This is a genomic window from Pseudomonas sp. JQ170C, from assembly GCF_035581345.1.
In the GTDB taxonomy this organism is placed as follows: Bacteria; Pseudomonadota; Gammaproteobacteria; order Pseudomonadales; family Pseudomonadaceae; genus Aquipseudomonas.
On the sequence record NZ_CP141608.1, the window covers coordinates 1,600,098 to 1,615,561 of the forward strand.

Below are 15,464 nucleotides of genomic sequence, written 5' to 3' on the forward strand. Positions count from 1 at the left end.
TTGCTGTATCGCATCGCGGCGCAAGCCCGTTCTTATCTAAATTCAGCCAGCCATTTTCTGCGGTGCGTCGATGCGGCGCAGGGCGCGCAGCTTCTTCAGTGTATCGGCGCAGGTCTTCGCCGCTTCGGCACCCTTGACCAGGAAATGCTCGAAATAGAAGTTCTGGTGCTCATCACCGGCATGGAAGTGGTGCGGGGTCAGTACTGCCGAGAACACCGGTACTTCGGTTTCCAGCTGCACTTGCATCAGGCCGCTGATCACGGACTGGGCGACAAACTCGTGGCGGTACAGGCCGCCATCGACCACCAGGCCTGCTGCAACGATGCCGGCGTAGCGGCCGGTACGCGCCAACAGCTTGGCGTGAAGCGGAATCTCGAACGCGCCACCGACTTCAAAGAAGTCGATATCGCTCGCTTGATAGCCTTGGTTTCCCATTTCCTCGACAAAAGCCTTGCGCGCCTGGTCGACAATATCCTTGTGCCAGCAGGCCTGGATAAATGCGATGCGCTCGTGGGAAGGGTTCTTGCTATCGATTGCGGTAGGTTGCATTGAAACGGACTCCTGTTTGTATGAGAAACAGGGCATCTGGATCGAAGGGGATTTCGCCACGCAGGTGCGCAACGACAGGCGTAGATGTGCCTATCCCGTTCTCTCTTTATCCGGACTATGACCGTCGGCCCCGGAATCACACCGGGTCTGCTGACCTTGCAGGGTGGCCTGCAAGCGCTCGCGGGCTATGCGCATTGGGCGCAATTACCGCCGGTGGGGAATTGCACCCCGCCCTGAGAACGTTGCCACCGGTCGCCGGCGGCGGGGAATTATTAGCACAACTGTCAGGCTAACGTATAGGCTGCTAACGGTTTTTTTGCCGATGCATGACATTTCATCCGGCAGGTCTTGCCAATTGCAATTGGCAACCGCAGTAATACCGTGTCAGCAGAATCAGCCAGGTCTTGGTATTACGGCCGCGAGCAGCGAAGGAGGTTTCTACCACTTTTGTTTGTTCAGGTCGTTGCAGAGCGTCCAATTGACGGTTTCTATAGCATAAACACACTGCACCCAAGCCGAAGGCCCGATATAATGCGGCCCTTTGCCGTCGTTTCGTCAATTTGACGCAAGCATTTGCCTTAAGGCCGCCGTTTCCGTGGAAGAACCTATGAAAAGCGCAGAAATCCGTGAAGCCTTCCTTCGCTTCTTCGAAGAGCAGGGACACACCCGAGTTGCCTCCAGCTCCTTGATTCCGGGCAACGACCCGACCCTGCTGTTCACCAACGCGGGGATGAACCAGTTCAAGGACTGCTTCCTTGGCCAGGAAAAGCGTGCCTACACCCGCGCCACCAGCAGCCAGAAATGCGTGCGCGCCGGTGGCAAGAACAGCGACCTGGAAAACGTCGGCTACACCGCCCGTCACCACACCTTCTTTGAAATGCTGGGCAACTTCAGCTTCGGCGATTACTTCAAGAAGGACGCCATCACCTACGCCTGGACCTTCCTGACCAAGGTCCTGGGCCTGCCGGAAGAAAAGCTCTGGGTGACCGTCTATGCCAGCGATGACGAGGCATACGACATCTGGACCAAGGAAATCGGCGTTCCCGAGGAGCGCATGGTGCGCATCGGCGACAACAAGGGCGCCCCTTACGCTTCCGACAACTTCTGGACCATGGGCGATACCGGCCCGTGCGGCCCTTGCACCGAGATCTTCTACGACCACGGCCCGGACATCTGGGGCGGCCCACCCGGCTCGCCGGAAGAAGACGGTGACCGTTACATCGAGATCTGGAACAACGTTTTCATGCAGTTCAACCGTACTGCCGATGGCGTGCTGCACCCGCTGCCAGCACCGTCGGTGGATACCGGCATGGGCCTTGAGCGCATCAGTGCGGTCATGCAGCACGTGCACTCGAACTATGAGATCGACCTGTTCCGCAGCCTGCTCGACGCCTCTGCCGCCGCTATCGGCTGCAAGAACGAAGAGCAGTCGTCGCTCAAAGTGGTATCCGATCACATCCGCTCGTGCGGTTTCCTGATCGCCGACGGCGTACTGCCTTCCAACGAAGGCCGTGGCTATGTGCTGCGCCGCATCATTCGCCGCGCCTGCCGCCATGGCAACAAGCTGGGCGCCACCGGCAGCTTCTTCTACAAGATCGTTGCCGCGCTGGTTGCCGAGATGGGCGAAGCCTTCCCGGAGCTCACCCAGCAGCAGGCCAACATCGAGCGCGTGCTCAAGGCTGAAGAAGAGCAGTTCGCCAAGACCCTGGAGCAGGGCCTGAAGATCCTCGAGCAGGACCTGGCCGAGCTCAAGGGCAGCGTGGTTCCGGGTGACGTGGTGTTCAAGCTCTATGACACCTACGGCTTCCCGATGGACCTGACCGCCGACATCGCCCGCGAACGCGAGCTGACCATCGACGAAGAAGGCTTCGAGCGCGAGATGGAAGCGCAGCGTGAGCGCGCGCGTTCCGCCAGCGCATTCGGTCTGGACTACAACACCCTGGTCAAGGTTGACGTAGCCACCGAGTTCACCGGCTACAGCACCACCGAAGGCGAAGCCAGCATCGTTGCTATCTATAAAGATGGCAAAGTCGTCGAGCAACTGGGCGAAGGCGAGGAGGGTGTTGTGATCCTCGACCGCACGCCGTTCTACGCCGAGTCCGGTGGTCAGGTGGGCGATACCGGTTACCTGCAGGCTGGCGGCGTTCGCTTCGATGTGCGCGACACCACCAAGACCGGTGGTGCGTTCCTGCATCACGGCATCGTGGCCAGCGGTTCGCTGGTGGTCGGTGCCAAGGTTCAGGCCAAGGTCGATGCCGAGGTACAGCACGCCACCTCCTTGAACCACTCCGCGACGCACCTGCTGCACGCTGCACTGCGCCAGGTGCTGGGCGATCACGTACAACAGAAAGGCTCGTTGGTGGATAGCCAGCGCCTGCGTTTCGACTTCAGTCACTTCGAGGCGGTCAAGCCAGAGCAACTCAAGGCACTGGAAGACATCGTCAACCGTGAAGTGCGCAAGAACTCCGAGGTGCAAACCGAAGAGACCGATATCGAGACCGCCAAGCAGAAGGGCGCCATGGCGCTGTTCGGCGAGAAGTACGGCGACAGCGTTCGGGTGCTGAGCATGGGCGGCGATTTCTCCGTCGAACTGTGCGGCGGTATCCACGCCAAGCGTACCGGCGATATCGGCCTGCTCAAGATCATCAGCGAAGGTGGCGTGGCCTCCGGCGTGCGCCGTATCGAAGCGGTCACCGGGGCAGCGGCACTGGCTTACCTGAACGCTGCCGAAGATCAGCTCAAGGAAGCCGCGCAACTGGTCAAGGGCAGTCGCGACAACCTGATCGACAAGCTCTCGGCTGTGCTTGAGCGCAACCGCCAGCTGGAAAAACAGCTGGAACAACTGCAGGCCAAGGCAGCCAGCGCTGCCGGTGACGACCTGTCCAACAGTGCTGTCGAGGTCAAGGGCGTCAAGGTCCTGGCCGCGCGCCTGGATGGCCAGGACGGCAAGGCACTGCTGGCGCTGGTCGATCAGCTGAAGAACAAACTCGGCCGCGCAGTGATCCTGCTCGGCAGTGTCCATGAGGAAAAGGTCGTGCTGGTTGCCGGTGTGACCAAAGACCTGACTGGCCAACTCAAAGCCGGTGATTTGATGAAGCAAGCTGCTGCTGCCGTAGGCGGCAAGGGTGGCGGTCGTCCGGACATGGCGCAAGGTGGTGGCGTAGACACCGCTGCGCTGGACAGCGCGCTGGCCTTGACCGTGCCATTCGTGGAGCAGGGCGTTTAAGACACCGCTTGGCCCGTCGTCTAGTGGCGGGCCATGGTGTCGTTTGAATGTTTATTGGGTGCCCTTCATGGGCTGAGGCGGCTTTGAAATGGCGTTGATCGTACAGAAATTTGGCGGCACTTCCGTTGGCACGGTCGAACGAATCGAGCAGGTTGCCGACAAGGTCAAGAAATTCCGCGATGCCGGCGATGACCTGGTGGTTGTACTGTCGGCGATGAGCGGCGAAACCAATCGTTTGATCGACCTGGCCAAGAAGATTAGCGACACACCGGTTCCGCGTGAGCTGGATGTGATCGTCTCTACCGGCGAGCAGGTGACTATTGCGTTGCTGGCCATGGCGCTGATCAAGCGTGGCATTCCGGCGGTGTCCTACACCGGCAACCAGGTGCGCATCCTCACCGACAGCGCGCACAACAAGGCGCGCATCCTGCAGATCGACGACCAGAAAATCCGTGCCGACATCAAGGCCGGGCGTGTGGTTGTTGTGGCAGGGTTCCAGGGTGTGGACGAGCACGGCAACATCACCACCCTCGGTCGTGGTGGCTCCGACACCACGGGTGTGGCCCTGGCGGCTGCGCTCAAGGCTGATGAGTGCCAGATCTACACCGACGTCGATGGTGTCTACACCACCGACCCGCGTGTGGTCTCCCAGGCCCAGCGGCTGGACAAGATCACCTTTGAAGAAATGCTGGAAATGGCCAGCCTTGGTTCCAAGGTGCTGCAGATTCGTGCCGTCGAGTTCGCCGGCAAGTACAACGTTCCGCTGCGCGTGCTGCACAGCTTTCAGGAGGGTCCGGGTACCCTCATTACTATTGATGAAGAGGAATCCATGGAACAGCCGATCATTTCCGGCATCGCCTTCAATCGCGATGAAGCCAAGCTGACCATCCGTGGCGTACCGGATACCCCGGGCGTTGCTTTCAAGATCCTCGGCCCGATCAGTGCCGCGAACATCGAAGTCGACATGATCGTGCAGAACGTTTCGCACGATAACACCACCGACTTCACCTTCACCGTGCACCGCAACGACTACGACAAGGCGCACAAGGTGCTGGACACCACGGCACTGGAGCTCAATGCCCGTGAAGTGGTCGGCGATACCAACATTGCCAAGGTCTCGATCGTGGGTGTCGGTATGCGTTCCCACGCCGGTGTTGCCAGCCGCATGTTTGAAGCGCTGGCTAAAGAGAGCATCAACATCCAGATGATCTCCACCTCCGAGATCAAGGTCTCGGTGGTGATCGAAGAGAAGTACCTGGAGCTGGCTGTACGTGCCCTGCACACCGCGTTTGAATTGGATGCCCCCGCCCGACAGGGTGAGTAATGCAATGCCTCAAGGGCGCGGCTTAGCCGCGCCCTTCGTTTTTCTGGCTGGTGTGAGAAATCTGTCGTTTCGCTCGCGCTAGACAATACTTAGGCGTAGGTCGGTAGCCGTCACGGGTTACAGGCTCAAGCCCTTTTTTTTGCAGACTGTGACCCTGAACTGAATTTCGTGAGGAGAAAGGTATGTTGATTCTGACTCGTCGGTGCGCCGAGAGCCTAATCATTGGCGACGGCGAAATCACCGTGACCGTGCTCGGCGTCAAAGGAAACCAGGTGCGAATCGGCGTGAACGCCCCTAAAGAAGTCGCCGTCCACCGTGAGGAAATCTACCTGCGGATCAAGAAAGAGAAGGACGAAGAACCAACCCATTAATTTTTATCGAGTTTTTTTCAAAAAAGAGTTTGCAAACGGGGAAGGGTCTGGTTATTATACGCCCCGTGTTGCGGAGAGGTGGCCGAGTGGCCGAAGGCGCTCCCCTGCTAAGGGAGTATACCTCACAAGGGTATCGGGGGTTCGAATCCCCCCTTCTCCGCCATTATTCATGTAGGACGCTGTAGTCAGCCTTAAATCGCTAAGTAGTTGAAATTAAACGAAAAAGTGGTTGGCAAAAAGATTTAGCGGCCTATAATGCGCGGTAACAAATGCACTCATAGCTCAGCTGGATAGAGTACTCGGCTACGAACCGAGCGGTCGGAGGTTCGAATCCTCCTGAGTGCACCATACGACGAAGCGGTTTTCTTCTAGAAAGCAACTTCAGCTCCAACCAGAGGTGATCTGGTCCATCAAGCGCCAACCCTGCACTCATAGCTCAGCTGGATAGAGTACTCGGCTACGAACCGAGCGGTCGGAGGTTCGAATCCTCCTGAGTGCACCATACGACGAAGCGGTTTTCTTCTAGAAAGCAACTTCAGCTCCAACCAGAGGTGATCTGGTCCATCAAGCGCCAACCCTGCACTCATAGCTCAGCTGGATAGAGTACTCGGCTACGAACCGAGCGGTCGGAGGTTCGAATCCTCCTGAGTGCACCATACGACGAAGCGGTTTTCTTCTAGAAAGCAACTTCAGCTTCAACCAGAGGTGAACTGGTCCATCAAGCGCCAACCCTGCACTCATAGCTCAGCTGGATAGAGTACTCGGCTACGAACCGAGCGGTCGGAGGTTCGAATCCTCCTGAGTGCACCATACAACAGAAAGCCCGCCTATCCAGGCGGGCTTTTTGCTTTTCTGCGTTTAGACTTTTTCTACCCGCCATGTGTTCTTTTATGTGCAGCCACCGTCGCACTGATGCGTGCATGGGGTGTCATAGCTATGTCTCGCAAACGATTGTTCTAGCCACGATTTTTTCAGCACCCTGACAGCTCAAGCGGTGTATGATTGCGCCCGTCAGCCCCGCCGGGGCTTGTGGAATACCACCATGGACTTACCCAGTAGTTACTCAATAGCAAGTTTTGCCAATCAAGATCTGACTGATTGAATCTCCCGGCGTGCTCCGCTGCTGGGAGTGGAGTTCGCCTATGACTGAAAATGAAGTAAAAAAGACGCAAGAGAGCTTGCAGGACCGCCTTGCTCAGGTGGTCGAGCTGCTGCAGCGTCAACGCGTGGTCGAAGACCTGACCCACCGTCAGGAAGGTCATCATCATGACCTGGTAGAAAACCTCGTTCACCGCCAGAACCTTGTCGAGCTGCAGCGCAAGCTCGATGATCTGCACTCTGCCGACGTCGCCTACATTCTCGAAGCCTTGCCCCTGGACGATCGTCTGGCCGTCTGGCAGTTGGTCAAGGCCGAGCGCGACGGTGACATCCTCCTCGAAGTATCCGACTCGGTTCGTGAGACGCTGATCGCCGACATGGACGATCACGAGTTGCTCGCGGCCGCCAAGGAAATGGACGCCGACGAACTCGCCGACCTTGCGCCTGAGCTGCCGCGTGACGTTGTCCACGAGTTGATGGACACCCTCGATGCCCAGCAGCGCGAGCGCGTGCGCTCGGCGTTGAGCTATGACGAGGAGCAGGTCGGTGCGCTGATGGACTTCGAGATGGTCACCATCCGCGAAGACGTCAGCCTGGAAGTGGTACTGCGTTACCTGCGCCGGCTCAAGGAGCTGCCAGGGCATACCGACAAACTGTTCGTGGTCGATTACGACGGCATCCTCAAGGGTGTGCTGCCGATCAAGCGTTTGTTGGTCAACGACCCGGAAAAGAAAGTCGCCGAAGTCATGGCCGACGACCCGGTGGTGTTCCAGCCTGAAGAAGACGCCTACGACGCCGCACAGGCCTTCGAGCGTTACGACCTGGTATCGGCGCCGGTAGTGGACAAGAGCGGTCGTCTGATCGGCCGTTTGACCATTGACGAGATGGTCGATCTGATTCGTGAAGAGAGCGAGACCGAAGTCCTGAACATGGCGGGTCTGCGCGAAGAAGAAGACATCTTCGCCTCGGTCTGGCGCTCGCTGCGCAACCGTTGGGCGTGGCTGGCAATCAACCTGATCACGGCATTCGTCGCCTCTCGAGTGATTGGCTTGTTCGAGGGTTCGATCGAGAAGCTGGTGGCGCTGGCGGCCTTGATGCCGATCGTTGCAGGTATCGGTGGCAACTCCGGCAACCAGACCATCACCATGATCGTTCGCGCGATGGCGCTCGATCAGGTCAGCCCGGGCAACACATCGCGACTGATGCGCAAAGAGCTCGCGGTTGCCTTGATAAACGGCCTGGTATGGGGCGGGGTGATCGGTGTGGTGGCGTACCTGCTGTATGGCAGCTGGTCGCTGGGTGTGGTGATGACAGCCGCAATGACCCTCAACTTGCTGCTTGCCGCGTTGATGGGCGTGTTGATTCCGATGACCCTGGCGCGCCTGGGGCGCGATCCGGCGATGGGCGCCAGCGTGATGATCACCGCCATGACCGACAGCGGCGGTTTCTTTATCTTCCTGGGCTTGGCGACTATCTTCCTGCTCTAGTCGCCCTTCAAATCGCAGCCACAAAAAAGCCAGCTTTCGCTGGCTTTTTCAATTGCGGTGGCCGGTATCAGGAAGCGTCAGCTGCCATTTCGACATCGTGGGCAATCAGGGCCACCAGCGCGTTCTGCTGGCGGTGGGAAAGTTGGCGGAAGCGTTGCAGCAACTCGCGTTCGTGCAGTGACAGCTCCGGGCTGTCCAGGCGCATGCTCAAGTCATCACCCAAGGCTCCTTCCTGGATCAGGCTCTGCTCCAGGCGGGCAATGATTTCCGAGTTCATGCTGCGGTGGTGGTTGCGCGCTACCTCGGCAATGCGCTCACGCATTCCGTCGGGCAGGCGTACGACGAATTTGTCAGCGGTGCGGCTTGAGTAAATAGCCTGTTTCATTGGGCGCATATAATTGACCGGTTTTAGTTCAGGGGAAGCGGTTCTCGAAATTGGCCGCACGATGTCACTACGACCATCAGGGCGACAAAATGTTCAACCTGAATTGTGAATGAGGTACGAATCATGCCTCATTGTCGCCGGTTCCTTGGCGTCAATTCTGTGACAAATCTTGATCCGGATAAAGGCGTTATGCCAGTACCAATTATCAGAAATGAGTACTGGTTTGAAAAGTTTTCATTTTGTTCGGTGCCAGTCCGTCGGCCCGCGCTCCATCCCTTTGCATCACAGGCGCAAGGGCCCTGCAAAGCGTCTAGAATGCGCAGGTTTCCCTTCCAGTGAGCATAGTGGCTATGCAGCATGACGCAAGCGCGCCCCCGCGTACAGTGATCCCTGGCCGCTTGATCTATCTGATGGGGCCTTCCGGTGCCGGAAAGGACTCGTTGATCGATGCAGCGCGTGCAACGCTCCAGAAAAACCAGGTGGAAATTGCCCAGCGCATCATCACCCGCTCGGCCGAAGCCAAGGGTGAAAAAGCGGTGGGTGTTTCAGTCGAGCGCTTCGAGCAGCTATGCGCCGAAGGTGCCTTTGCCTTGCACTGGCGTGCCAATGACCTGGCGTACGGGATACCCGTGGAAATCGACACCTGGCTGGCAAGCGGGCGTGCGGTACTGATCAACGGTTCACGGGCGCATTTGCCCAAGGCCCGGGAGCGTTACCCGAATTTACTGGCGATACTGATCACGGTCGAACCCCGGGTGTTGCGGCAACGCTTGCTGGCCCGCGGACGTGAGAGCCTCGAAGATATCGAGCGGCGCCTGACGCGAAGCCCGCAACTGTCGCTGCATGACCCTGCGATCCATCTGCTGGATAACTCCACCTCGCTGGAAGATGCCCTCAGGCGCTTGCTCGACCTGCTACGCGAGCAGGGAGTGCTGGTTCGAGAGGGCACGTCAGAAGACGACACGCCCAGTCCGCACGTCGCCTAGCCCGCCCGGCTGCTCGCCCGCGTTCGCAGCGACCCTGTCGAACACTGCCACTTGTGCCCGCATGGCCGGCGCAGTCCGAACCTGCTCGAGCGCCGCAACGCTTTCTCCTTGCACAGCCAGGCCCATTACTGCGATCAGTGCCAGGGCGTTGAGTAGAAGCAGCGTGCGGTTCATCGTGCGGGCTCCTCAAAGATCGTTTTTATAAGGGTGGAAATGCACCTCGCATGCCACCCGCTTGTTTGAATATTTATTTTTAAAATCAACTATTTACTACGGTTGCTGGGCGACGCTTTCGTGCACTCTGCAATGATGGCTCACTGCCTTGTTGCAAAATGCACGAATAGCGACATAAACCGAAGGCAAAAAGCCCCACGGATGACATGACAAATGGTTGCATGGTGGTTAACATGCTCGCCGTCCTCCGCCGAGCAACGCCCGTTGCCGGCCTCAGTGTCTCAGTAGCTCAATTGGATAGAGCATCCCCCTCCTAAGGGGAAGGTTGGCAGTTCGAACCTGCCCTGGGACACCATTCAACGCTCGGCCAAGCAGCCTTACGCGCCTAGAACAGTTCAAGAATTCCCTACTTTCCGCTTTCCTGCGCCGGACTCGTGTGCCGTCTGATCGTCGGCTCCTGCATGGGTGTTTCGATCGACTTCGGGCCCATCGCTCAGCTGGCCAATGGCTACGTACGTTCTAGAATGTAAGCGTTTATGGCAAGGCTGGGACGACGTCGTCCGGACAAGGGAGAGAGTCCATGAGTCAAGAACCGGCAGCACCGAAGGTTCCGTCAATCGCGTTCGAGCGCGCGCAGCTGCAAACCCTGCTTGACCTGATCAGCGATGGAATCTGGGACTGGAATGCCAATACCGGCTACGTCTATCGCAACCCGGGCTGGTACAAGATGCTCGGCTACGCCAGCCATTCTCTGGACAATTCGGTGTTCACCTGGGAGAGCGTTATTCATCCGGAGGACTACCCGCGTGTGATGGGCCACTTCGAGGCTTACATCACTGGGCGTGCCGAGCAGTACCGGGTGGAGTATCGCTGCCGGTGTGCCGATGGCAGTTACCTGTGGGTCGAGGACAGCGGGCATATCATCGAGCGCAATCCTGACGGTTCGGTGGCGCGGATGCTCGGTGCCCATCGCGATATCGATGCCAGCAAGCGTCTGGTGGCACACCTGAAGCGGCAGAACCACTCCCTGGAAACAATGGTGGCTGATCGCACGCGGGAGCTGTCCTGGGTCAATCAGCAGTTGCAACGTCAGTTGGATGAGAATCGCGATCTTGCCGAGCGCGATGCCTTGACCCTGGTCGCCAATCGCTATCTGTTGGAAAAGGTGCTGCAGCAGTCTTGTGATCGTGCGCGGCGTTTTCGTCAGCCGCTGGCGCTGGTCGCGATGGATGTGGACGACTTCAAGCCGATCAATGACCAGTACGGTCACGCGCGGGGTGATCGCGCCCTGGTCGATCTGGTGGAGCGGGTCAGGAGCTGCCTGCGCGCAACGGATCTGCTGGCCCGTTGGGGTGGCGACGAGTTTGTCGTGGTGATGGCCGATGCCTCCATCGACGATGCGCGCACGCTGGCGGAGAAGATCCGCCAGTCACTGGAGCAAGCCGCGCCCATCGGCGAGCGCCAATTGACCATGAGCTACGGCGTGGTGCAGCGACTTGCGGACGAAGGCCAGGCGCAGATGCTGACCAGGGCTGACCGGGCCTTGTATCGGGCCAAGGCCGCGGGCAAAGACCGTGTCTGTGAGTAACGTGGATTACCAGTGTTGCGGCAGCGGCAATGGCCCGTCATGGGATGGAAACAAGGGCAGCACCTCTTCGCCCAGTTCCTGAATGATTTCCTGTGCGGGTCGTTGCGCCAGGTGGATGCCCAGTGCCCCATGGTTCACGCCGGCATCTCGCCACTCACCGAGCAGTTCGATCAGACCCTTGCGTCCGGTCTTGAGTACGTAACCACCGCGTAGCGGGGTACGCGGGCAGTCCGGGTTCTCGTCGAGGTCAATCCATTCGTTGGTGACATGGGGGCGAAACCCAAGGTCCGGGATATGGCTGCGCCAGGCGCGGATTTTTTCCGCAAGTTGTCTTGGGCCAGCGGAGCTGTGCGTTGCATGTGGATAGGTCAGCCAGCCATCGGCCTGCTCCCCCAGCCATTGCATCGACTGGCGCGACGAGCCGGTGACCAGCAGCGGGATAGCGCCGGTGGCCGGTCTGGGCAGCATCTGCGCACCGCTCAGGTGTCCGAGGGGCGAGGCGATGCTGCTTTCAGTGCCTTGCAGCAGTTGTCGGAAGTAGTCCACCGCCGCGGCGAAGCGTTCGCCGCGTTCGCTGTGCTCCAGGCCATATGCCGGAAACTCTACCGGCCGGTCGCCGGAGGCAATGCCCATGACCAGGCGCCCGCCCGACAGTTGATCGATGGTTGAAGCCGCTTTGGCTAGGTCGATCGGGTGGCGCAGCGAGAAGATCGCGCTGCCGGTTGCCAGGGCGACCCGCTGGGTTCCGGCGGCAAGGTAGGCCAGGTAAGTAAAGGGATCGAAGACCTGGCCCGCATCGCCAAAGTACGGGTCGAACAGAGGGACGTCCCGCACCCAGGTCGCCGCGAAACCAAGGCGATCGATTTCGCTGACCAGGTCCGCTTGCCCGACCAGGACACTCATGTCGCCCTCGTAGAATCGCAGCGGTAAAAAGATTCCCAGCGTCAGTCGGTCCTGCGCGAACATCCGGTTGTAGCCGGGATGGCTGGCAAAGCGGGGTGCGCTCGCGCCATGGGTGCGGGCGGGAGCGATGCGTGTCAGGGTGTCGTTCATGCCGATTCTCTTCCAGGTGAGTGTCAGGGGCCCGTCGCAGGCTGAGGCAAGCGAATGCCACGTTGCACGGCAGGGCGCTGGTTGACGCGCTCGTACCAGTCGCTCAGGTAGCGGTAGTGGCTGAAGTCGAACCCGATGACGCGCACGATGTGCATCCAGCCGAAGGTGGCGATGTCGGCGATGCTGTATTCGCTGCCGGCCAGCCACTCGTTGTGCTCAAGGCGCGTGTCCAGGGTGGCGAAGGCGACCTCGGTCAGGCGTCGAAAACGTTTGGTAACCGTGTCGATGGCCGGGATCTCGAACAGTTCGTAATGCACGCGCTGACCGAGAAGGGGGCCCATGCTCGAGGCGTGAAACATCAACCAGGTGATGGCCGACCAGCGCGCAGCACTGTCGCCAGGCAGCAGACGGCCGGTTTTTTCCGCCAGGTACATCAGGATGGCTGCGGACTCGAACAGGGTGATGCCGGCGCCTTCGTCCACCAGCACCGGAATGCGTCCATAGGGATTGAGTGTCAGAAACCCGGCCTGGCGATGTTCGCCTCGGTCGATCTGTACATGCTTGAGGGTGTATGGCAAACCGAGCTCTTCAAGGGCGATGGTGATCTTGAATCCATTGGGTGAGCTGTCGGTATAAAGGATCAATTCAGAGGGCTTCATTTATCGTTTTCTACCTTAGGTATGCTACTTTCTGGTCAATGCCTTGATTGCTATCCTAGATAGGCTCGGCTTGATTGAGAAACGATGAATTCTCCATTAAGGAATTAGATTTTCTAAACAGAGGATGACCACATGGGAGCGGTTCTGCCGTTGCTCGCACTGCGTGCTTTTACCGAAACCGGGCGCCTTGGCAGCCTGAAGGCGGCGGCTGAGCGTCTGGGCGTTACGCCGGGGGCCGTCAGTCAGCAGATTCGATTGCTCGAAGATCGCATCGGTGTTGCGCTGTTTGTGCGCGGCCGCCATGGGGTTCATCTCACCGAGGCGGGCGCACGCATTCACCCAGGGCTGTTGCGCGGCTTTGACCAGATTGAGAAGTCGCTCTCGACGCTGGAAAACCTGGCCGTTGAAAAGACCCTCACCATCAGCACGGTGCCTTCGTTTGCCTCGGCCTGGTTGGTGCCGAGAATCGGGCGGTTCAGCGAGCTGCATCCGCAGATCGAGGTGCGGGTAGAGGCGTCGGCCAAGTTGGTCGACTTCAAGCGCGACAGGATTGATGTGGCCCTGCGCCACGGCCTGGGCCATTACCCAGGTCTGGAGTCGATCCGCCTGATGGCGCCGGTGTTGCTGCCGGTTGCAAGCCCCGGGCTGCTGGCCCAGGGGCCGAAGATTCTCGAGCCGGCCGACTGCCTGAACTACCCATTGCTGCAGGACAGCGACCGCGCCGACTGGGGGCTCTGGCTGCAGGCCCATGGCGTGCAGGTGGGTGATGAAGGGCGGCGCGGGATGAGTTTTGAGGAAGACCTGCTGCTGTTGCGCGCAGCAGCAGCCGGGCAGGGCATCGCCCTGGTCCAGGACACCCACGTTCAGGAAGACATCGATTCGGGGAAGCTGGTCGTGGCCCTGGACAAGCCCTGGCCTTCACGTTTCGCCTATTACGTGGTCAGCCGTCCCGAGGCGATGCAGCGTCCCGAGGTGCAGGCCTTTATCGACTGGGTCCGGGCCGAGGCGAGTTGAGGCTTGATTCACACCGCCGATGCCCGGATCCGGCGCACCGTGGACTTGGCCTGATCGGCCGTCGGTACAGCGCCCGTTGGCAACCGGAAAATCAGGCAAAAAAATACCCGCTGCACAAGCGCGCAGCGGGTCAAATCGGCCTCAGCCGCTTCAGTGTCTGTTTTACAGGTGCAGGGCGTGGCCCAGTGCTCGCAATGCCGCTTCCTGCACCGCCTCGCCGAGGGTCGGGTGGGCATGGATAGTGCCGGCTACATCCTCAAGGCGTGCGCCCATTTCCAGTGACTGGGCAAACGCGGTCGATAGCTCCGAGACGCCGACGCCCACCGCCTGCCAACCCAGGATCAGGTGGTTGTCGCGGCGGGCGACCACGCGCACAAAACCGCTTTTCGATTCCAGGGTCATGGCCCGGCCATTGGCGGCAAACGGGAACTGCGCAACGATGCAGTCCAGGCCGTCCTGTTCGGCGTTCTCCGGGGTCTTGCCAACCACCACCAGTTCCGGGTCGGTGAAGCACACGGCAGCAATGGCGCTGGGCTCGAAGCGGCGAGTCTTGCCGGCGATGATCTCGGCGACCATTTCGCCCTGGGCCATGGCCCGGTGGGCGAGCATCGGTTCGCCGCTCAGGTCGCCAATGGCCCAGACGTTGCGCATGCTGGTCTGGCAGCGTTCGTCGATGGCCACGGCGGAGCCGTTCATCTTCAGGTCCAGGCATTCCAGGTTGAAGCCCTGGGTGCGTGGTTTGCGACCCACGGCGACCAGCACCTGGTCGGTGTCCAGTTGCAGCAGCTCGCCGGCTGGATCGCGTACCTGCAGGCGCTGGTGCTCGGCATCGAAACCTTCGACGCTGTGCTTGAGGTAGAGCGTGATGCCAAGCTTCTTGATCGACTCGGCCACCGGCGCCGTCAGCTCGCTGTCGTAGGTGGGCAGGATGCGTTCGCGGGCCTCGACCACGCTGACGTCAACGCCGAGCTTGCGATAGGCGATGCCCAGCTCCAGGCCGATGTAACCGCCGCCCACCACCGTCAGGTGCTTGGGCAGTGCCTTGGGCGCCAGGGCTTCGGTGGACGAGATGATCGCGCCGCCCAGGGGCAGCATTGGCAGCTCGACACTGCTGGAGCCGGTCGCCAGCAACAGATGCTCGCACTGGATGCGCTGGCCATCGACTTCGACGTTCTTGCCGTCGAGGATCTTCGCCCAGCCGTGGATCACCTTGACCCCGTGCTTTTTCAGCAAGGCGGCGACGCCGCTGGTCAGGCGATCGACGATGCCGTCTTTCCAGGCCACGCTCTGGCCGATGTCCAGGCTCGGTGGCGACACCTTGATGCCCAGGCTCGACTGCTGGCTATGATGCCGGGTTTGATGAAACTGCTCGGCCACATGGATCAGTGCCTTGGACGGGATGCAGCCGATGTTCAGGCAGGTGCCGCCCAGGGCCTGGCCCTCGACCAGCACGGTCGGGATGCCAAGTTGACCGGCGCGGATCGCCGCGACATAACCGCCAGGGCCGCCACCGATAATCAGCAGGGTAGTGTTTTGCGTCTGTTGCATGG

General features: G+C 59.8%; 13 protein-coding genes, 6 tRNA genes and 1 riboswitch. Of the genes, 13 read left to right on the forward strand and 6 right to left on the reverse strand.

The window, feature by feature from the left end; genetic code table 11:
* Positions 1-42: 42 nt before the first annotated feature.
* Positions 43-549, reverse strand: coding sequence for a 6,7-dimethyl-8-ribityllumazine synthase (locus U9R80_RS07370; protein WP_301836998.1), 507 nt, complete (start codon positions 547-549; stop codon positions 43-45).
* Between the two features lie 93 nt (positions 550-642).
* A riboswitch (FMN riboswitch) is annotated at positions 643-794 on the reverse strand.
* A gap of 362 nt (positions 795-1,156) precedes the next feature.
* On the opposite strand from U9R80_RS07370, the gene alaS reads away from it, so the two are divergent.
* The 9 genes from alaS to mgtE all read left to right on the forward strand — a co-directional run bounded on the left by alaS (position 1,157) and on the right by mgtE (position 8,055).
* Positions 1,157-3,775 carry an alanine--tRNA ligase gene (alaS, locus tag U9R80_RS07375; RefSeq protein WP_301836997.1) on the forward strand — a complete coding sequence of 873 codons (2,619 nt, stop codon included), beginning with the start codon at positions 1,157-1,159 and terminating at the stop codon, positions 3,773-3,775.
* Between the two features lie 88 nt (positions 3,776-3,863).
* Positions 3,864-5,099 carry an aspartate kinase gene (locus U9R80_RS07380; RefSeq protein ID WP_301836996.1) on the forward strand — a complete coding sequence of 412 codons (1,236 nt, stop codon included), beginning with the start codon at positions 3,864-3,866 and terminating at the stop codon, positions 5,097-5,099.
* Between the two features lie 182 nt (positions 5,100-5,281).
* Positions 5,282-5,470, forward strand: coding sequence for a carbon storage regulator CsrA (csrA, locus tag U9R80_RS07385; RefSeq protein WP_010226667.1), 189 nt, complete (start codon positions 5,282-5,284; stop codon positions 5,468-5,470).
* A 72-nt stretch (positions 5,471-5,542) separates the two neighbouring features.
* A tRNA-Ser gene (locus U9R80_RS07390) sits at positions 5,543-5,633 on the forward strand.
* 108 nt (positions 5,634-5,741) lie between these two features.
* Positions 5,742-5,818 (forward strand) — tRNA-Arg (locus U9R80_RS07395).
* A 77-nt stretch (positions 5,819-5,895) separates the two neighbouring features.
* A tRNA-Arg gene (locus U9R80_RS07400) sits at positions 5,896-5,972 on the forward strand.
* Positions 5,973-6,049: 77 nt separating this feature from the next.
* Positions 6,050-6,126, forward strand: a tRNA-Arg gene (locus U9R80_RS07405).
* Between the two features lie 77 nt (positions 6,127-6,203).
* Positions 6,204-6,280, forward strand: a tRNA-Arg gene (locus tag U9R80_RS07410).
* Between the two features lie 332 nt (positions 6,281-6,612).
* Positions 6,613-8,055 (forward strand): magnesium transporter, encoded by a 1,443-nt coding sequence (gene mgtE, locus U9R80_RS07415; protein ID WP_301836995.1) that lies wholly within the window; start codon positions 6,613-6,615, stop codon positions 8,053-8,055.
* Positions 8,056-8,122: 67 nt separating this feature from the next.
* Here mgtE and U9R80_RS07420 read toward each other — a convergent pair whose 3' ends face one another.
* Positions 8,123-8,449 carry an Arc family DNA-binding protein gene (locus U9R80_RS07420; RefSeq protein ID WP_015271261.1) on the reverse strand — a complete coding sequence of 109 codons (327 nt, stop codon included), beginning with the start codon at positions 8,447-8,449 and terminating at the stop codon, positions 8,123-8,125.
* Positions 8,450-8,790: 341 nt separating this feature from the next.
* On the opposite strand from U9R80_RS07420, the gene phnN reads away from it, so the two are divergent.
* The gene (gene phnN, locus U9R80_RS07425) at positions 8,791-9,426 is read left to right on the forward strand and encodes a phosphonate metabolism protein/1,5-bisphosphokinase (PRPP-forming) PhnN (RefSeq protein WP_301836994.1); all 636 of its coding nucleotides are present in this window, start codon (positions 8,791-8,793) and stop codon (positions 9,424-9,426) included.
* On the opposite strand, the gene U9R80_RS07430 is transcribed toward phnN, so the two are convergent.
* The gene (locus tag U9R80_RS07430) at positions 9,391-9,600 is read right to left on the reverse strand and encodes a hypothetical protein (protein WP_324804811.1); all 210 of its coding nucleotides are present in this window, start codon (positions 9,598-9,600) and stop codon (positions 9,391-9,393) included. The two genes, phnN and U9R80_RS07430, sit on opposite strands and share 36 nt — an antisense overlap.
* 278 nt (positions 9,601-9,878) lie before the next feature.
* Here U9R80_RS07430 and U9R80_RS07435 point away from each other — a divergent pair.
* Together U9R80_RS07435 and U9R80_RS07440 are read left to right on the forward strand one after the other, a co-directional pair.
* Positions 9,879-9,955 (forward strand) — tRNA-Arg (locus tag U9R80_RS07435).
* 225 nt (positions 9,956-10,180) lie between these two features.
* The gene (locus tag U9R80_RS07440; protein ID WP_301836993.1) at positions 10,181-11,188 is read left to right on the forward strand and encodes a diguanylate cyclase; all 1,008 of its coding nucleotides are present in this window, start codon (positions 10,181-10,183) and stop codon (positions 11,186-11,188) included.
* A gap of 6 nt (positions 11,189-11,194) precedes the next feature.
* Here the strand turns inward: U9R80_RS07440 and U9R80_RS07445 are convergent, their stop codons facing one another.
* Both U9R80_RS07445 and U9R80_RS07450 read right to left on the reverse strand, forming a co-directional pair.
* Positions 11,195-12,241, reverse strand: a complete 1,047-nt coding sequence (locus U9R80_RS07445; RefSeq protein ID WP_301836992.1) for an LLM class oxidoreductase — start codon at positions 12,239-12,241, stop codon at positions 11,195-11,197.
* 23 nt (positions 12,242-12,264) lie between these two features.
* A complete protein-coding gene (locus U9R80_RS07450; RefSeq protein WP_301836991.1) occupies positions 12,265-12,900 on the reverse strand; it encodes a glutathione S-transferase family protein in 636 nt (211 codons plus the stop codon).
* Between the two features lie 132 nt (positions 12,901-13,032).
* Here U9R80_RS07450 and U9R80_RS07455 point away from each other — a divergent pair, with 132 nt between their 5' ends.
* Positions 13,033-13,914 carry a LysR substrate-binding domain-containing protein gene (locus U9R80_RS07455; protein WP_301836990.1) on the forward strand — a complete coding sequence of 294 codons (882 nt, stop codon included), beginning with the start codon at positions 13,033-13,035 and terminating at the stop codon, positions 13,912-13,914.
* A gap of 162 nt (positions 13,915-14,076) precedes the next feature.
* Here U9R80_RS07455 and lpdA read toward each other — a convergent pair whose 3' ends face one another.
* Entirely contained in the window at positions 14,077-15,462 is a 1,386-nt protein-coding gene (gene lpdA / locus U9R80_RS07460; RefSeq protein ID WP_301836989.1) for a dihydrolipoyl dehydrogenase, read from the reverse strand.
* Positions 15,463-15,464 lie beyond the last annotated feature (2 nt).

What these genes read in the sequence shown, in the direction of transcription:
- U9R80_RS07370 (WP_301836998.1), bottom strand. Translation starts at nt 549, where the DNA reads ATGCAACCTACCGCAATCGATAGCAAGAACCCTTCCCACGAGCGCATC.
- alaS (WP_301836997.1), top strand. Translation starts at nt 1,157, where the DNA reads ATGAAAAGCGCAGAAATCCGTGAAGCCTTCCTTCGCTTCTTCGAAGAG.
- U9R80_RS07380 (WP_301836996.1), top strand. Translation starts at nt 3,864, where the DNA reads ATGGCGTTGATCGTACAGAAATTTGGCGGCACTTCCGTTGGCACGGTC.
- csrA (WP_010226667.1), top strand. Translation starts at nt 5,282, where the DNA reads ATGTTGATTCTGACTCGTCGGTGCGCCGAGAGCCTAATCATTGGCGAC.
- mgtE (WP_301836995.1), top strand. Translation starts at nt 6,613, where the DNA reads ATGACTGAAAATGAAGTAAAAAAGACGCAAGAGAGCTTGCAGGACCGC.
- U9R80_RS07420 (WP_015271261.1), bottom strand. Translation starts at nt 8,449, where the DNA reads ATGCGCCCAATGAAACAGGCTATTTACTCAAGCCGCACCGCTGACAAA.
- phnN (WP_301836994.1), top strand. Translation starts at nt 8,791, where the DNA reads ATGCAGCATGACGCAAGCGCGCCCCCGCGTACAGTGATCCCTGGCCGC.
- U9R80_RS07430 (WP_324804811.1), bottom strand. Translation starts at nt 9,600, where the DNA reads ATGAACCGCACGCTGCTTCTACTCAACGCCCTGGCACTGATCGCAGTA.
- U9R80_RS07440 (WP_301836993.1), top strand. Translation starts at nt 10,181, where the DNA reads ATGAGTCAAGAACCGGCAGCACCGAAGGTTCCGTCAATCGCGTTCGAG.
- U9R80_RS07445 (WP_301836992.1), bottom strand. Translation starts at nt 12,241, where the DNA reads ATGAACGACACCCTGACACGCATCGCTCCCGCCCGCACCCATGGCGCG.
- U9R80_RS07450 (WP_301836991.1), bottom strand. Translation starts at nt 12,900, where the DNA reads ATGAAGCCCTCTGAATTGATCCTTTATACCGACAGCTCACCCAATGGA.
- U9R80_RS07455 (WP_301836990.1), top strand. Translation starts at nt 13,033, where the DNA reads ATGGGAGCGGTTCTGCCGTTGCTCGCACTGCGTGCTTTTACCGAAACC.
- lpdA (WP_301836989.1), bottom strand. Translation starts at nt 15,462, where the DNA reads ATGCAACAGACGCAAAACACTACCCTGCTGATTATCGGTGGCGGCCCT.